The organism is Nisaea sp., from assembly GCF_039990255.1.
In the GTDB taxonomy this organism is placed as follows: domain Bacteria; phylum Pseudomonadota; class Alphaproteobacteria; order Thalassobaculales; family Thalassobaculaceae; genus Nisaea.
Map to the genome: position 1 here is coordinate 106,413 of NZ_JBDXGG010000002.1, position 16,090 is coordinate 122,502.

The 16,090-nt window shown below is 58.7% G+C and carries 15 protein-coding genes and 1 tRNA gene; 15 read left to right on the forward strand and 1 reads right to left on the reverse strand.

Annotated elements, in window-relative coordinates; genetic code table 11:
- The first annotated feature begins 74 nt into the window (after positions 1-74).
- From ABJ076_RS00530 to ABJ076_RS00600, 15 genes are all read left to right on the forward strand, one after another.
- Positions 75-161, forward strand: a tRNA-Leu gene (locus ABJ076_RS00530).
- Positions 162-276: 115 nt separating this feature from the next.
- Positions 277-2,565 (forward strand): NADP-dependent malic enzyme, encoded by a 2,289-nt coding sequence (locus tag ABJ076_RS00535; protein WP_348192693.1) that lies wholly within the window; start codon positions 277-279, stop codon positions 2,563-2,565.
- 4 nt (positions 2,566-2,569) lie between these two features.
- Positions 2,570-4,102: a magnesium transporter gene (mgtE, locus tag ABJ076_RS00540; RefSeq protein ID WP_348192696.1), complete on the forward strand. Its 1,533-nt coding sequence runs from the start codon at positions 2,570-2,572 to the stop codon at positions 4,100-4,102.
- A gap of 44 nt (positions 4,103-4,146) precedes the next feature.
- Complete coding sequence (locus ABJ076_RS00545) at positions 4,147-4,539, forward strand: MerR family DNA-binding transcriptional regulator (RefSeq protein WP_348192699.1); 393 nt, start codon at positions 4,147-4,149, stop codon at positions 4,537-4,539.
- A complete protein-coding gene (locus ABJ076_RS00550; protein WP_348202641.1) occupies positions 4,532-5,023 on the forward strand; it encodes a PaaI family thioesterase in 492 nt (163 codons plus the stop codon). Before ABJ076_RS00545 ends, ABJ076_RS00550 begins: the two co-directional genes overlap by 8 nt.
- 32 nt (positions 5,024-5,055) lie before the next feature.
- Complete coding sequence (locus ABJ076_RS00555; RefSeq protein WP_348192705.1) at positions 5,056-6,228, forward strand: isovaleryl-CoA dehydrogenase; 1,173 nt, start codon at positions 5,056-5,058, stop codon at positions 6,226-6,228.
- A gap of 13 nt (positions 6,229-6,241) precedes the next feature.
- On the forward strand, positions 6,242-6,853 hold the full coding sequence (locus tag ABJ076_RS00560; protein WP_348192708.1) for a DNA-3-methyladenine glycosylase I: 612 nt from the start codon (positions 6,242-6,244) through the stop codon (positions 6,851-6,853).
- Positions 6,854-6,886: 33 nt separating this feature from the next.
- On the forward strand, positions 6,887-7,288 hold the full coding sequence (locus tag ABJ076_RS00565) for a RidA family protein (protein ID WP_348192710.1): 402 nt from the start codon (positions 6,887-6,889) through the stop codon (positions 7,286-7,288).
- A 12-nt stretch (positions 7,289-7,300) separates the two neighbouring features.
- On the forward strand, positions 7,301-7,975 hold the full coding sequence (locus ABJ076_RS00570) for an SDR family oxidoreductase (RefSeq protein ID WP_348192713.1): 675 nt from the start codon (positions 7,301-7,303) through the stop codon (positions 7,973-7,975).
- Positions 7,976-8,003: 28 nt separating this feature from the next.
- Positions 8,004-8,624 (forward strand): 2-hydroxychromene-2-carboxylate isomerase, encoded by a 621-nt coding sequence (locus tag ABJ076_RS00575; protein WP_348192716.1) that lies wholly within the window; start codon positions 8,004-8,006, stop codon positions 8,622-8,624.
- Between the two features lie 10 nt (positions 8,625-8,634).
- Positions 8,635-10,242: a carboxyl transferase domain-containing protein gene (locus tag ABJ076_RS00580; RefSeq protein WP_348192719.1), complete on the forward strand. Its 1,608-nt coding sequence runs from the start codon at positions 8,635-8,637 to the stop codon at positions 10,240-10,242.
- A gap of 3 nt (positions 10,243-10,245) precedes the next feature.
- Entirely contained in the window at positions 10,246-11,052 is an 807-nt protein-coding gene (locus ABJ076_RS00585) for an enoyl-CoA hydratase/isomerase family protein (RefSeq protein WP_348192722.1), read from the forward strand.
- Positions 11,052-13,073: an acetyl-CoA carboxylase biotin carboxylase subunit gene (locus ABJ076_RS00590; RefSeq protein ID WP_348192725.1), complete on the forward strand. Its 2,022-nt coding sequence runs from the start codon at positions 11,052-11,054 to the stop codon at positions 13,071-13,073. The genes ABJ076_RS00585 and ABJ076_RS00590 overlap by 1 nt, the downstream gene beginning before the upstream one ends.
- A gap of 53 nt (positions 13,074-13,126) precedes the next feature.
- Positions 13,127-14,521, forward strand: a complete 1,395-nt coding sequence (locus ABJ076_RS00595; protein WP_348192727.1) for an SLC13 family permease — start codon at positions 13,127-13,129, stop codon at positions 14,519-14,521.
- Between the two features lie 50 nt (positions 14,522-14,571).
- Entirely contained in the window at positions 14,572-15,015 is a 444-nt protein-coding gene (locus ABJ076_RS00600; protein WP_348192730.1) for a DUF1489 domain-containing protein, read from the forward strand.
- Between the two features lie 29 nt (positions 15,016-15,044).
- Here ABJ076_RS00600 and ABJ076_RS00605 read toward each other — a convergent pair whose 3' ends face one another.
- The gene (locus ABJ076_RS00605; RefSeq protein ID WP_348202642.1) at positions 15,045-15,521 is read right to left on the reverse strand and encodes a hypothetical protein; all 477 of its coding nucleotides are present in this window, start codon (positions 15,519-15,521) and stop codon (positions 15,045-15,047) included.
- Positions 15,522-16,090 lie beyond the last annotated feature (569 nt).

Here is a 16,090-nt window from a genome sequence, read left to right on the forward strand (position 1 = left end):
TACTTGATCCCGTTAAAGGGATTTGCTACTCCCCCGCATCCCGAAGGCGCAAGCCTTCAGATGTCACCACATGTGCGGTCGTGGCGGAATTGGTAGACGCGCAGCGTTGAGGTCGCTGTCCTGGAAACAGGGTGGAAGTTCGAGTCTTCTCGACCGCACCATCTCTCTCTACATCATAATGACTTAATTGCCTTTCGGCGCCACTTCAGCTGTGGCGTTATAGGGCTATGCGGTCTATCCAATGACCAGATTATGGATGTGATTGGGGGAGCCATCGTGGCTGAGGAACTCAAGGAAGCGGCACTTTATTTTCATAAATATCCGAGACCGGGGAAACTGACGGTCGAAGCGACCAAGCCGCTTGCGACCCAGCGCGACCTCTCTCTTGCCTATTCCCCGGGCGTTGCCTATGCCTGCATGGCTATCGCCGAAGATCCTAACGAAGTTCGGAACATGACGGCCCGTGGCAATCTTGTCGGGGTGGTCACCAACGGTACTGCGGTGCTTGGCCTCGGCAATATTGGCCCGCTGGCCTCCAAGCCGGTGATGGAAGGCAAGGCCGTACTCTTCAAGAAATTCGCCTATATCGATGTGTTCGATCTTGAGGTCGATGAGCTTGACGTCGACAAGTTCTGCGATGTCGTGGCCGCGCTTGAGCCGACTTTCGGGGGCATCAATCTGGAAGACATCAAGGCGCCGGAATGCTTCGAGATCGAGGAGAAGCTCCGTGCCCGGATGAATATCCCGGTCTTCCACGACGATCAGCACGGCACCGCGATCATTGTCGCGGCGGCCATCCTCAGCGGCCTGCGCTGTGTCGACAAGAATCTGGAAGACATCAAGCTGGTCACCTCAGGTGCCGGCGCGGCGGCGCTCGCCTGCCTGAAGCTGCTCGTCTCGATGGGTGTGAAGTACGAGAATATAACCGTCACGGACATCGATGGCGTGGTCTACAAAGGCCGGACCGCGATGAACCCGCATCTGGATGCATTTGCCCAGGAGACCGATGCTCGGACCTTGGGCGAGGTGATCGACGGAGCCGATGTTTTCCTAGGTCTCTCCGCGCCGGGCGTTCTGAAGCAGGACATGGTCAAAAAGATGGCGAAGAACCCGCTGGTTCTCGCCCTTGCCAATCCGGACCCCGAGATCACGCCTGAAGATGTGCGTGCGGTGCGTCCCGATGCGCTCATCTGCACCGGCCGGTCGGACTATCCGAACCAGGTGAATAACGTTCTCTGCTTCCCGTATATCTTCCGTGGAGCGCTTGATGTCGGAGCGACCACGATCAACGAGGAAATGAAGATCGCGGCGGTCGAGGCCATCGCCGATCTTGCGCAGCAGGAAGCCTCCGATGTCGTCGCAAGCGCATATGGTGGCGAAGCTCCATCCTTTGGGCCAGAATACCTTATTCCTAAACCATTCGATCCGCGCCTGATTCTGGAAATAGCGCCGCGCGTCGCCAAAGCTGCAATGGACAGTGGCGTCGCCAGCATGCCGATGGAGGATTTCGACTGGTATCATGAAAAGCTGAGCCAGTTCGTCTATCGCTCCGGCCAGGTGATGCGCCCGGTGGTGCTGTCTGCCAAAAAGGATCCGAAACGGATTGCTTTTGCCGAAGGCGAACAGGACCGGATTCTGCGCGCCGCCCAGAGCATCGTCGATGAAGGTATTGCCCGCCCTATATTGATTGGCCGCCGCGACGCGATCACTGACAAGATCGATGAACTGCATCTTCGTCTCAAGCCGGATGAGGATATCGAGATCGTCGATATGCAGAATGACGATCGTCTTGATTCCTTCGCCGCGACCTATCACGAAATGATGTCCCGGCGTGGTGTCTCACCGGATCGGGCGCGGCAGATCATGCGCAACAGGCCAACCGCGATTTCGTCGATCATGGTGTGCCAGGGCGAGGCCGATGCAGGTATTTGCGGCGTGATTGGCCGATGGCGGGATCATCTGGTCGAAGTCATCGATATTATAGGCCCGCGTTCGGATGTGCATCGCTGCACGGCGCTCAGCCTTTTGATCATGCCGCAGGGCCCGATTTTCATTCTTGATACCCACGTAAACCCGAAGCCAAGCACGGCGGATCTGGTGGAAATGGTTGGGCTTGCGACCACAGAAGTACGGAGCTTTGGGATCGAGCCCAAGGTCGCGCTGCTGTCGCATTCCAATTTTGGCTCATCGAACCTCGAAACTGCGGTGCGGATGCGGGAATCGGTCGCTGCGCTGAAGGCGGCTTATCCAGACATTGAGATCGAGGGCGAGATGCATGCTGACGCGGCCCTGAGCGAAGCTATCCGTGACCGTGCTTTCCCTGGTGCTGGTCTCACAGGGGCTGCGAATCTTCTGGTCATGCCGGGTATCGATGCAGCCAATATCTCCTTTAATCTGCTGAAGACGCTCGGTCGAGGTTTGTCCGTCGGGCCGATTCTTCTCGGAACCGCTTACCCCATGCATATTCTGACGTCGTCAGTCACCGTGCGCGGAATCATCAACATGGCGGCCGTCTCGGTTGTCGACGCGCAGGAGCATCATCGCGCCCGAGCCCGGAAGGGGTAACTCTGTGAGTGTCGAAGGTCCAAAAGATCCAGTGCAGGAGCCGGTGGATTCTTTCGGCACCCGATCGATTGCAGGCGCGGACTCGGCAGACATCCAGCGTAAGGCGCGGGCCAAGCGCAAGAAGAAGAAACTCAAGCGGCGTATCAGGTCGCTTGAAAAAGAGCTCGCCGTCTATGACAGCGTGGCAGCCTCAAAGCTCTATGGGCTTACGCCTGAGCTCGAGAAGGAAGTCGCGCAGGCGCTGGCTGGTGACAAACCGCGACAACTCTACCGGCTCGTCCGCCCTCTGCATGCGGCTGACCATGCTGACCTGATCGAGCGTTACTCGGGGCGCGACCGGGAAGCGTTGGTCACTGTTCTCGGGCGTTATTTCGACCCCGAAACCCTGACCTATCTCGACGACAAGGTGCGCGAGGAAATCATCCCGTTGCTGGATGATGAAGTTCTTCGGAACGCAATGCACATGCTTGAATCCGACGATGCCATCGAGATTCTTGGGGAATTGGACGACGCGGATCAGGCCCGTTTGCTCGATGCTTTGCCGGATCACGAGCGTGCGATGGTTGAGGAGGGCTTGACCTACGATGAGGCCAGTGCCGGTCGCCTCATGCAGCGTGAGATGGTTACGGTTCCGGAGCACTGGACCGTTGGGCAGACCATCGATTTCATGCGCACCACGGAGCAGTTGCCGAACAATTTCTACGATATCTTTGTTGTCGATCCTGCCCATCACCCTCTTGGGAAGTTGTCGCTGAGCCATCTGCTGCGCAGCAAGCGTCCGATCCGCGTGGCTGAAGTAATGAGAAAAGATTTTCACAAAGTGCCGCTCGTTATGGACCAGGAAGACGTGGCCATGATGTTCCGGCAATACGGGCTGGTCTCGGCGCCAGTGGTGGACGCTGATGAACGGCTGATCGGTATGATCACGGTGGATGACGTGGTCGAGGTCATGAACGAGGAAGCGGAGGAAGATATCCTGCGTCTAGGCGGTGTGGCGAATGACGATCTGCATGGCGGCTTGCTCAGCACCACGCGCAGCCGGTTCTCCTGGCTGGCGGTCAATCTGGTGACGGCAATTGTCGCCTCCGGCGTGATCGGCGCCTTCGAGACGACAATCGAGAAAATTGTGGCTCTTGCCGTGCTGATGCCGATTGTCGCCTCCATGGGCGGCAATGCGGGAACGCAGACTTTGACCGTCGCCGTCCGGGCGTTGTCCATGCGCGAGCTGAGTTCCACCAATGCCTTCAAGTTTGTGATGAAGGAAATGACGGTGGGGTCGCTGAACGGGATAATGTTCGCATTGATTGCCGCCGCTGCCTGTTGGGCGTGGTTCGGTGATCCTAAGATCGCGGCGGTGATGGCCTCGGCAATGGTGATCAACCTGTTTATTGCCGGTCTTTCAGGGACCTTGATCCCGATCACCCTTGAGCGTTTCAAGATTGACCCGGCCGTCGCCTCCACGGTGTTTCTCACCACAGTGACGGATGTGGTCGGCTTCTTCACCTTCCTCGGGCTTGCTGCGCTGTTCCTGATTTGACAGGTTCAATTGACGTGCGCGTCAATCGGTGATTTCTTTCTACCATGCTGAAGGAAATCACGACTGCGGATCTTGCTCGCGAATACGACCTTACAACGCGGGCAATCCGGCACTATGAGGCGCTGGGCCTGATCTGCCCGGCCCGTCGCGGCCGGACACGGGTTTTCAGTCAGCGGGACAAGGTGCGCGTCGGCCTTATCGCACGGGGGCGGAGGCTCGGCCTTGCCCTTGAAGAAATCCGTGAAATCATTGACCTCTATGACGCCGAGCGTGGGGAGGAGCGGCAGATCCTGTTGCTTTTGGGAAAGCTCCGGGCGCGGCGTTCCAAGCTTCAGAAACAGGTTCGGGAGATGACACTGATCCTGGATGAGCTCGATGCCGTCGAGGCGAGTTGTATTGAGTCGTTGACGGATCTTGCAAAAGACGGGAATGATTGACGTGAACGTCAATGAAGGCTCGATGTCCGGAATTCAGACTCCCAATCCAGAATTCGCCCTGCGGGTGCGTGAAAGTTTCGCACGTCAGGCATTCATGGCGCATATCGGTGCCGTGCTTTCGGACGTCGCACCGGGGCGCTGCGAGATCGATCTTCCCTACAGGGAGGAATTGACCCAGCAGCACGGCTTCTTCCATGGCGGCATTATCGGTACTCTTGCGGACAATGCTTGTGGCTACGCCGCGTTTACGCTGGCACCAGCGGATGCCAGCATCCTGACCGTCGAATACAAGATGAATATCGTCTCGCCCGGTGATGGGGAGCGGCTGGTCGCAAGGGCTGAAGTCGTGCGGCCCGGGCGTTCGCTCGTGGTTTGCCGGTGTGATGTTCTTGCGATGAAGGACGACACGGAGAAACTGGCGGCGACCGCGCTTGCCACAATGATGCTCATGCATGGTCGCGAAGACGGCCGGAGCGGTAACTGACGCCGTTAAATCAAAACGCTGAGGAAACGAGAATGATCCCGAATGATATCCCCTCGCTGAACTACGATCTGGGTGAGACTGCCGACATGCTGCGCGATGCGGTGCGTTCTTTCTCGGCGGACGAGATCGCGCCGCGTGCGGCGGAGATCGACCGGTCGAACGAGTTTCCGATGGATCTTTGGCCGAAGCTCGGTGCTCTCGGTGTGCTCGGCGTTACGGTGGACGAAAAGTACGGCGGTGCCGGAATGGGGTATCTCGAGCATTCTGTCGCCATGGAGGAAATCAGCCGGGCATCCGCCTCGGTGGGGCTGAGTTACGGCGCCCATTCCAATCTCTGTGTTAACCAGATCCGGTTGAACGGAACCGAAGCACAGCGGCAGAAATACCTGCCAAAGCTGATCTCCGGAGAGAATGTCGGCGCGCTAGCCATGAGCGAACCCGGCGCCGGATCAGACGTCGTATCGATGAAGCTGCGGGCCGAGAAGCAGGGTGACCGTTACGTCCTGAACGGCACCAAGATGTGGATCACCAACGGCCCGGACGCGGATACGCTGGTGGTCTATGCCAAGACCGATCCCGAGGCGCACCAGCATGGCATCACCGCATTTCTGATCGAGAAGGGCTTCAAGGGGTTTTCGACGGCGCAGAAGCTGGACAAGCTTGGCATGCGCGGCTCGAACACCTGTGAGCTGGTGTTCGAGAACTGCGAGGTGCCGGAGGAGAATGTGCTCGGCCAGTTGAATGGCGGCGCCCGGGTGCTGATGAGTGGGCTCGATTATGAGCGCGCGGTGCTGGCCGCCGGATCGCTCGGCATCATGCAGGCCTGCATGGATATCGTCGTCCCCTATATCCATGAGCGGAAACAGTTCGGCAAGGCAATCGGCGAGTTCCAGCTCATGCAGGGCAAGATAGCCGATATGTATGTGACGATGAATTCAGCCAAGGCCTACGTTTATACCGTTGCCAAGGCCTGCGACCGGGGTGAAGTCACCCGCAAGGACGCCGCCGGCGCGATCCTCTATGCTGCGGAGAAGGCGACCTGGATGGCACTTGAGGCGATCCAGTGCCTCGGCGGTAACGGCTACATCAACGATACCGCGACCGGCCGGTTGCTTCGGGACGCCAAGCTGTACGAGATCGGCGCCGGTACCAGCGAAATCCGCCGGATGCTGATTGGCCGCGAACTCTTCAAGGAAACTGCCTGACCAGGAGGGCCACGTGGCCATTGAGCATGAAAACGGCCTGATCCATGAGGCCGATGGCAAACCACGTTGCTGGTGGTGTGCCGGAGACGATCTCTACCGTCACTATCACGATACCGAATGGGGCCAACGGGTGCGGGATGATCGCATCCTGTTCGAGAAAATCTGTCTTGAGGGCTTCCAGTCCGGTCTTTCCTGGCTGACCATTCTGCGCAAGCGCGAGAATTTTAGGGCGGCTTTTGCGAATTTCGAACTGGAGAAGGTCGCCGCTTTTACAGACGCGGATATCGAGCGCTGTCTGCAAGACGCCGGAATCGTCCGGCATCGGGGCAAGATCACCTCGACCATCAACAATGCGCGTCGCGCCATTGCGCTGATAGAAAAGGAAGGCTCGCTTTCCGATTATGTCTGGTCTTTCCGCGCTGAGCATAGAGGACCGCAGCGGCTTGATTATGCGACGCTCATGCAAATGACGACCTCGCCGGAGTCGACGGCACTGTCGAAGGATCTGAAAAAACGTGGCTGGAGCTTCGTTGGTCCGACCACGTGCTACGCATTCATGCAGGCCATGGGCATGGTCGATGATCATGTCGAGGGTTGCCACGTCACTGTCGGGGAACGACGGTAGCGCGCGGCCAGCAGAAGCCAAAGGGAGGACATAATGATCGGAAAGCGCATCTATTCAGGCTCGCCGTTCGAAGAAATGGCTGGATATGCCCGCGCTGTTGTCGATGGCGATATGGTTTATGTCTCTGGCACGACGGGTTTTAATCCGGAGACCATGAGCTTTCCGGCTTCGGTCGAGGAGCAGGCAGAGCTTTGTTTCCTGAACATCCAGCGGGCGCTGCTCCAGGCGCGCAGCAACCTTGAAAACATGCTCCGTGTCCGGGTCTTCGTTGCCAGCCGGGAAGAGTTCGACCGTATCAAGCCGATCATCAAGAAATACTGCGATGCCGCCCGCCCGGCAAACACGACAGTTATCTGCGATCTCGCAGAGGAACAGATGCGTGTCGAGGTCGAGGTAACGGCGAAAGCTATCTTGCAGCGTGGCAATGAGCGCTGAGAGGGAGGAAAAATGCCGACAGTTCTGATTACCGGAGCAAACCGTGGAATAGGTCTGGAGTTGGCGCGTTCTTACGCGGCGGACGGATGGTCCGTGACCGGCGCCTGCCGCAAGCCGGACGAGGCCACCGAGCTCGCGGCCATTGAGGGCGTTGAGCTTTGCCCGCTGGATGTGAACGACGCGGCCAGCATCGCGGCCATGGCGGAACGCTATAAAGGGCGTCCCGTCGATGTCTTGCTGAACAATGCCGGGATCATCGGCGGGCGCGGCATGCTGGACGAGATCGACTACGCGGCCTGGGCCGACACAATGGAAACCAACCTCTTTGGCCCGATCCGTATCGCCGAGGCGATGAAGGACAATGTGCTGTCCAGCGACCGCAAGCAGATGGCGTTCATCAGCTCGAAGATGGGCTCGCTCGCTGAATGCACCGGCGGCGCCTACATTTACCGGTCCTCCAAGGCCGCCCTCAACATGGCCGTCAAATGTCTGTCTCTGGAACTCGCGGGGAACGGACTAACCGCCGTGATGTTCCATCCGGGCCATGTGCGGACCGATATGGGCGGCGCGTCGGCCCCGGTTCTGCCTGTGGAAAGCGCAACCGGCATCAAATCGGTGATCGACGGGTTGAGCCCGTCCGACAATGGGCGGTTCTTCAACTACGACGGAACGGAATTGCCGTGGTGACCGGCCACGGAGTTAAGGGAGCGAATCAATGACCGAGAACGGTACGGGCGGAAGCCCGATCATCTTTTATTACGACTATTCCTCGCCGTTCGCCTATCTGGCGGCTCACAAGATCAACGATCTGGCCAAACTTTATGACCGTACTGTTGATTGGAGGCCGACCTTGCTCGGCGCAGTTTTCAAGCTGAACGGCAATGCGCCGTTAATGGATCAGCCACTGAAGGGGGCCTATTCCCGCCGCGACCTTGACCGCTGTGCCCGCCTGATGGGACTTCCCCTGAGCTTTCCGGAGAGCTTCCCGTTTCTTTCCGTGGCGGCAGCGCGCGCAACATGGTGGCTGAAAGACAAGGACGAGGCGCTCGCGCAAAGAGTCGCATTGGCCTTCTTCAATGCGGCCTTTCAGGAGATGAAGCCGATCAACAATGCCGAGGCGGTTATCGAGATTGCCGCCGCGAACGGTGTCGATCCTGACGAACTTCGCGATGCTCTCAACGATGCGGGTGTAAAGGAAAAGCTGAAGGCCGAGGTCGATGTTTCGATTGAGGTCGGGGTCTGTGGTGCGCCGTTCTTCATAGTCGATGGCGAGCCGTTCTGGGGCGCCGATCGGCTGGATCATGTCGAGCGTTGGCTCAGCACCGGCGGCTGGTAAGGGTTTTCCAATGACGGTTATCAAGAGCGCCCTCACGGGCCGGGACGAAACTTTCCGGCGGAATGCAGATCGGATGCGAGCGCTTGTCGCGGATCTGCAGGAGCAGGTTGCCGGCGTGAAGATGGGCGGCGGTGCCCGCAGCCAGGAACGTCATGTCAGCCGCGGAAAGTTACTACCGCGTGACAGGGTCAGGACCTTGCTCGATCCGGGCGCGCCATGGCTCGAATTCTCCCAACTTGCAGCCCACGGCATGTATGGCGGGGACATTTCCTCCGGCGGCCTTCTGACCGGCATCGGCCGCGTTATGGGCCAGGAAGTCATGGTCATTGCCAACGATGCGACGGTGAAGGGGGGAACCTATTTCCCGATCACCGTGAAGAAGCATCTTCGGGCTCAGGAAATCGCCTGGCAAAATGGGTTGCCCTGCATCTATCTGGTGGATTCTGGTGGAGCCTTCCTGCCGGAGCAGGATGAAGTCTTCCCGGACCGGGACCACTTCGGGCGGATCTTCTACAACCAGGCCAACATGTCTGCGGACGGTATTCCGCAGATCGCGGTGGTGATGGGCTCTTGCACGGCAGGCGGCGCCTATGTCCCTGCCATGTCGGACGAAAGCATCATCGTCAAGGAGCAGGGCACCATCTTCCTCGGTGGCCCGCCGCTCGTGAAGGCAGCAACTGGTGAAGTCGTCAGTGCCGAGGATTTGGGCGGCGCGGACGTGCATTCCCGTATCTCCGGCGTGACCGATCATATCGCCCGGGACGACACCCATGCCCTCGGGTTGGCGCGCCGGATCGTCAGTAATCTCAATCGTGTGAAGCGCCCGACCCTTGCAATGCGTGAGCCGGTCGAGCCGCTTTATGATGCTGAAGAGATTTACGGCGTCGTGCCGGAAGATACCCGGACGCCCTATGACGTTCGCGAGATCATCGCCCGTATTGTCGACGGCTCCGAGTTTGATGAATTCAAGCCGCTCTACGGCACCACACTGGTCACCGGATTTGCCCATCTCTGGGGCTATCCGGTCGGCATCATCGCCAATAACGGGATTCTGTTCTCTGAGTCCTCGCTGAAAGGCGCTCATTTCATTGAGCTCTGCTGCCAGCGCGGCATCCCGCTCGTGTTTCTTCAGAATATCACCGGCTTCATGGTTGGCCGGAAATACGAGTCCGGCGGTATCGCCAAGGACGGGGCCAAACTTGTGACGGCTGTCGCATCGGCTCGGGTGCCCAAATTCACGGTTATTATCGGCGGTTCGTTCGGTGCCGGGAACTACGGCATGTGCGGGCGCGCCTATGGTCCCCGCATGCTCTACATGTGGCCGAACTCCAGGATTTCGGTGATGGGTGGCGAGCAGGCGGCGAGCGTTCTCGCCCAGGTGCGCCGGGACGGTTTGGAAGCGCGCGGCGAGAACTGGCCTGAAGACGAGGAAGAAGCGTTCAAGGCGCCGATCCTCGATCAGTACGAGACACAGGGGCACCCTTACTACGCCAGCGCGCGGCTTTGGGACGATGGGATCATCGATCCCGCCGACACGCGCACCGTTCTGGGCCTCTCCATCTCCGCGTCCCTCAATCGAGACATAGAGCCGACTAAGTTCGGCATTTTCCGGATGTAATCGATGCAAAGTAAATATGAACCGACGCGTCCGGAAAGCCTGATTGTCGAGGATGCGGACGGCATCGTCACCATCACGCTGAACCGCCCGGACATCCACAACGCCTTCGATGAGATCCTGATCGGGGATCTACATGGGCTGTTCCGTTCGCTGGCGGACCGGGCGGATCTGCTGGCCGTCGTATTGACTGGTGCCGGCGAGAGTTTTTCCGCAGGCGCTGACCTGAATTGGATGAAGCGGGCGGCGGACCATACGCAGCACGAGAATTTCGAGGACGCGATGCGGTTCTCGAACATGATGGATGCGCTTTATGCACTGCCCATGACGACCATCGCGCGGGTCAACGGCACAGCAATGGGCGGAGGCTTTGGACTCTGTGCCTGCTGTGATGTCGTCGTGGCGGCGGACAACGCAAAATTCGCTTTGTCCGAGGTTCGGCTCGGCATCATTCCAGGCATCATCAGTCCTTATGTCATTCAGGCTATCGGGATCCGTGAGGCACATCGCTGGTTCCAGACTGGAGAGCTGTTTGGCGCGGAAGAGGGATTGCGGATCGGCCTCGTGCATAAGGTCTGTGCGATCGGCGGATTGGCGGATGAGGTCGGGGCCATCATAGGTGAGCTGAAGAAAGGCGCGCCGGATGCCATCCGCGCGTCGAAAGCTTTGCTGCGTGAGATCGCCGGGCGGGAGCTTGACGACTCAACCCGGCGGGAGACCGCACAGAGGATTGCCGGGCAAAGAGCTACGCGCGAAGGCCGCGAAGGGCTTTCGGCTTTCTTGCAAAAACGTAAGCCGGACTGGATCGTCTGATGACGGAGATACACACTATCCGAACACTGCTGATCGCGAACCGGGGTGAAATCGCTTGCCGGATAGCCCGCACGGCTCGTTCGCTTGGCATCCGCACGGTAGCAGTTTATTCGGAAGCCGATGCTGCTGCGTTGCATGTGGCTGCTGCCGATACGGCTTATCCGATCGGTCCTGCTCCGGCAGCCGACTCGTATCTGCGGATTGACCACCTGATCGAAGCGGCAAAAGCGACGGGGGCAGATGCCATCCATCCCGGCTACGGATTCCTTTCCGAGAACCCAGAGCTCGCACGGGCCTGCGCGGAAGCGGACATTCTTTTCATCGGCCCGGATGTCTCGGCCATCGAGGCCATGGGCTCGAAAGCCGCCGCCAAAGACATCATGGCGAAAGCAGGTGTTCCTCTTGTGCCGGGCTATCATGGTACGGACCAGAGTGCGCAGACCCTGGAAAATGCGGCGGTGGAAATCGGCTTTCCTGTCCTGCTGAAGGCGAGCGCCGGCGGTGGCGGCAAGGGCATGCGCGTGGTCGAGCGGGCGGAGGATCTTGCCGACGGCATAGCCGGTGCCAAGCGCGAGGCCGCGGCTGCTTTCGGTGACGACCGGCTGCTGATCGAGAAATACCTCACCCGGCCACGCCATGTGGAGGTTCAGGTTTTCGCGGATCGCCATGGCAACGCGGTGCATCTCTTCGAGCGGGATTGCTCTGTTCAACGCCGTCACCAGAAGGTTGTTGAAGAGGCCCCGGCGCCGGGACTCGATGAATCTGTGCGCTCGGCCATGGCAAAAGCCGCGATCGATGCTGCGAAAGCCATCGACTATGTCGGCGCGGGCACGGTCGAGTTCATCATGGATGAGGACGGTTCGTTCTATTTCATGGAGATGAACACACGCCTGCAGGTCGAACATCCGGTGACCGAGGCTATCACCGGTGAGGATCTTGTTGCTTGGCAGATCCGGGTGGCCGAAGGCGGAACACTGCCGCTCACGCAGGATCGGATTTCGGCGTCGGGCCATGCGCTTGAGGTGAGGATCTATGCCGAGGATCCGGAACGTGAGTTCCTGCCGCAAACCGGGCGGCTGAGCCGTCTGACCTTTCCTGAGAAAATGGACGGCGTGAGGGTGGATAGCGGCGTTGCCGAAGGCGACACCGTCAGCGTTCATTACGACCCGATGATCGCCAAACTGATCACACATGGCCGTGATCGGGCAGAGGCGCTTCGTCGCATGTCGCGGGCTCTTGGAAATGTCCGGATTGCCGGGCTGGCAAACAATGTTCCCTACCTGAAGCGAGTCGTCGAACATCCGGCTTTCATTGCTGGCGGCGTGGATACGCGTTTTATCGAGACCTATCGCGCTGACCTTGCTGCCGACGAAACGCGGGAAGCCGGCAATATGCCGTTGCTGGCCGCGGCCGCTCTTCTGGAAGCGAGACGCTTGGACGTGTTGCGGCAGGCCCGCCTCGGCGGCGATCCTTATTCACCTTGGGCAATGGCGTATGGCTGGCGCTTGAACGACAGTCCCTTGCATGGGCTGACTCTGCAGCATGACGCCGAGGATCTGTTGTTGCTCTATCGCCTTGAAGACGGCGTTTACGTGTTCGAGCAAGAGGAAAAGCAGATCCGGATTGCCGTCTCGCTGCATGCCGGCGGCCGTCTTGAAGCGCGGCTTGACGGGATTACCGTCCAAGCCGAAGCCTCAATCGAAGGAGATGTGGTTACCGTCTTTTATGACGGTACGGCGCACCGCTATGTTTTGAAAACGGCACTGGCTTCTGGAGCTGAGGCCGGAGAAGATTCAGGTCATGTCGCCGCACCGATGCCCGGCAAACTGATAGCGGTTCATGTTACCGAAGGTACTGAAGTCTCCAAGGGTGACCCGTTGATGGTGCTCGAAGCCATGAAGATGGAGCACGTAATCAGGTCTCCGGATGATGGTGTTATCGCGGCAATGCATTACGGGGCCGGAGATCAGGTTGAAGAGGGGGCGGATCTACTGGTTTTCGAAACGCGTGCCGCTGATTGACCGGCTGTCCTTTTGATCGTTTTTCCGCCTGTTGAGTTGAAGAGTTTGTTCCAATGCCGAACTTGCAGCCGCGCCACCTGATTCTCCTTCCGGTTTTTGCCATTGCGGGCTGGCTCGCTTTGCTCCCGCCGGAGGGGATGCCGGACGGCGCAGCGCCCGCCGGAGCACTGGTCGTGCTCTGTATCGGGCTCTGGGCAACGGGTGCCATTGCCGAGCATCTGGTTGCTATGCTGCTTTTCTTCCTCGCTATGGTGTTTTCCGTGGCGCCGCCGGAGATCGTGTTTTCCGGCTTCGCTTCGGGTGCTTTCTGGCTGGTTCTCGGCGGTCTCATTATCGGGGCAGCGGTGGATGTCACTGGACTGGGAAAGCGTCTGGCCCGGTCGATTACAGCCCGGATATCCGGTGGATATGGAGCCGTTATTGCAGGGATTGTCATCGTCTCCCTTGTGCTGATCTTTCTAATGCCGTCGACCCTGTCGCGAATCGTCCTGCTGATGCCTATCATGACGGCTCTGGCTGATCGCCTGGGGTACCCGGCCGGGAGCAAGGGGCGGAACGGGATGGTGTTGGCAATGATCCTGACCTCCTATCTCTGCTCCGTCGGGGTTCTTCCGGCGAATGTGCCAAACAACGTGCTGGTCGGGGCTGCTGAGACTGCGCATGGGGTTAATATTCGTTATTTCGACTACCTGCTGCTGCATTTCCCGGTGCTTGGTGCCGTGAAGGCGCTGGTTATCGCGGTGTTGCTGACCTGGATGTTCAGGGAGCCAGGTCATACTGATGCAACGGAGCTCGAAGACACGCACGGTAACTGGTCGGGCATGAGCATTGCGGAGCGAAAGATGGCGCTCTATCTCGCTGCTGCATTGGTGTTCTGGGCAACGGACGCTGTTCATGGTGTGTCCGCGGCCTGGGTATCGCTTGGTGTAGGCGTGCTTTGCCTCATGCCTGGAGCGGGGCTGGTTTCCGCTGAAGTGTATCGGCAGAAAATATCTCTCAACCCACTGATCTATATCGCCGGTATTCTCGCTGTCGGTGCGCTCGTCTCGCAGTCGGGTCTTGGCAGCTGGATTGGCGAAAAGCTGATCGCGACTGCTGGTCTGGCGCCAGGGCAGCCGGCGCAGAATTTCGCGACGATTGCCGGTATCGGCACCCTGATGGGGATGATCTCTACCATGCCGGCCGTGCCAGCGGTCCTGGCGCCACTTGCGAACCAGGTGGCCGAGGCAAGCGGCTTTCCGGTGTTTCTTGTGCTCAACCTGATTGTGGTTGGTTTCTCGACCGTGATCCTGCCGTACCAGGTGCCGCCATTCATTATCGGTATGCAGCTTGGGGATGTGCCGATTCGCGTCGGTGCCCGTGCATGCGGCCTTCTGGCAATCGCATCGCTTGGCTTGATCCTGCCGTTGGACTTCGCTTGGTGGTGGCTGCTCGGTATGTTTGGTTAGGTCTATATGACCGTCACACACCAAGACCCTGACCCCAGCGGACGACAACCATGCCCCTTAATCTGATCAAGCTCTGCGTCGGGATAGAGACCGTGGAGCAGTTGGAGCAATATCGCGCCGAACAAATCCGTCTTGCGGATGCGTCAGGTGTGGAGCCGGTCAGTACTCACCGCACGCGTTCTTTTCCACGCCGTGCGGAAGAAATTCTTGAAGGCGGATCGCTCTACTGGGTCATCAAGGGGCATGTCCGGGCTCGTCAGCGGATCGAGCGACTGGACGAAGTTGAAATGGGGGAAGGAGGGCGGCCACATTGCGGCATCGTGCTCGACCCTAAGGTTGTACGGGTTGTGCCGCGTCCGCACCGTGCTTTTCAGGGGTGGCGCTATCTGGAAGAGGCGAGTGCGCCGCAGGATCTCTATGAGGCCGACGGCGATATCGATGCAGCCATGCCTGATGAAATGCAGGCTGAACTTCGGCGACTCGGTATTCTCTAAGACATTCGCTCTGGATCGGTGAGTGGAGATTAGCCGCTCGTATTCCCGCTTGATGGTAAAGCGCCTCTGTCCGCGAGCGGATTGGCAGGGGCTACCGTAAAGTCAATCGCGGTGCCGCCAATGGTCCGGCTCTGCAGGGTGACCGTCGCTATCCGGTCGCCGCGGGAATAAGTCATGGTGCTGATCGCAGAGCGGACGCTTGTGATCTTGATCCAGCCAAAACGCGGCATTTCTCGCTCATAGAAGGCGTACATGTCGGGCATCTTGTAGCCGGTCGTCATGGCAAGTCGCCCGATCCAACCGTCTTCGGCGCCTAGAACAAGAAGATTATCGAAATCGATCTCTGCGTTGGCTGGAATAGGAACATCGCTGAACTCGGCGAATTGCGGCCCTTCGCTGCGTTCCTGTTGTTGTGCACCGATTTGTCCCGCGTCTTTCTGCGCAGCCTCGCCGGTACTCGCGGATTGTCCGAAAGACGGCAAATTGATTGGTTGGCACGCGGTCAAGAATGTCACGAAAACTATAGCGCAGCTCCAGATTCCGAGGTGCGGCCCGTTTTTCATGCCAAGATGCGTTAGAGGCATCTGTTTGTATCCTTCCAGCAGAGCGATATTCTTGCTTATTGAGGGTGTTAAACCCTATAGAATGTTTTTAGCGGTCAACAGTATGCTATATATAGTGCCATCGATACGGTGTTCTGTCAGGTTTTTTCGCTATTGACAGGCCCCGGTCAGAGGTCCTATACACCGGCCCACTTCGCGGCGCCGCAGCGCTTACACGCCTCTCTAAAAAAAGGGGCTTGCATCCAGCAGCGGCCTCGCCTACATTCAGATTTCGCGAGACGTTGATCGTCTTCGCGGCTTCCACAGACGAGGGATCCCGGGGCCGCCGGTAGGGCGGAACAGGGTTTCGTTGTCTCTCTTCTTCGGGAGAGAAGCTCTTTGACATTGTAGATATAGGAAAGGGATGCGCAGGCGGCGGGCCTGAATTGGTTTGCCGGTTTTCGATCATAATATGATTGATCTTGAGCATCCTGAGCTAAAGTTAACACAGAAGCTCTTGTGCATAGGATTGG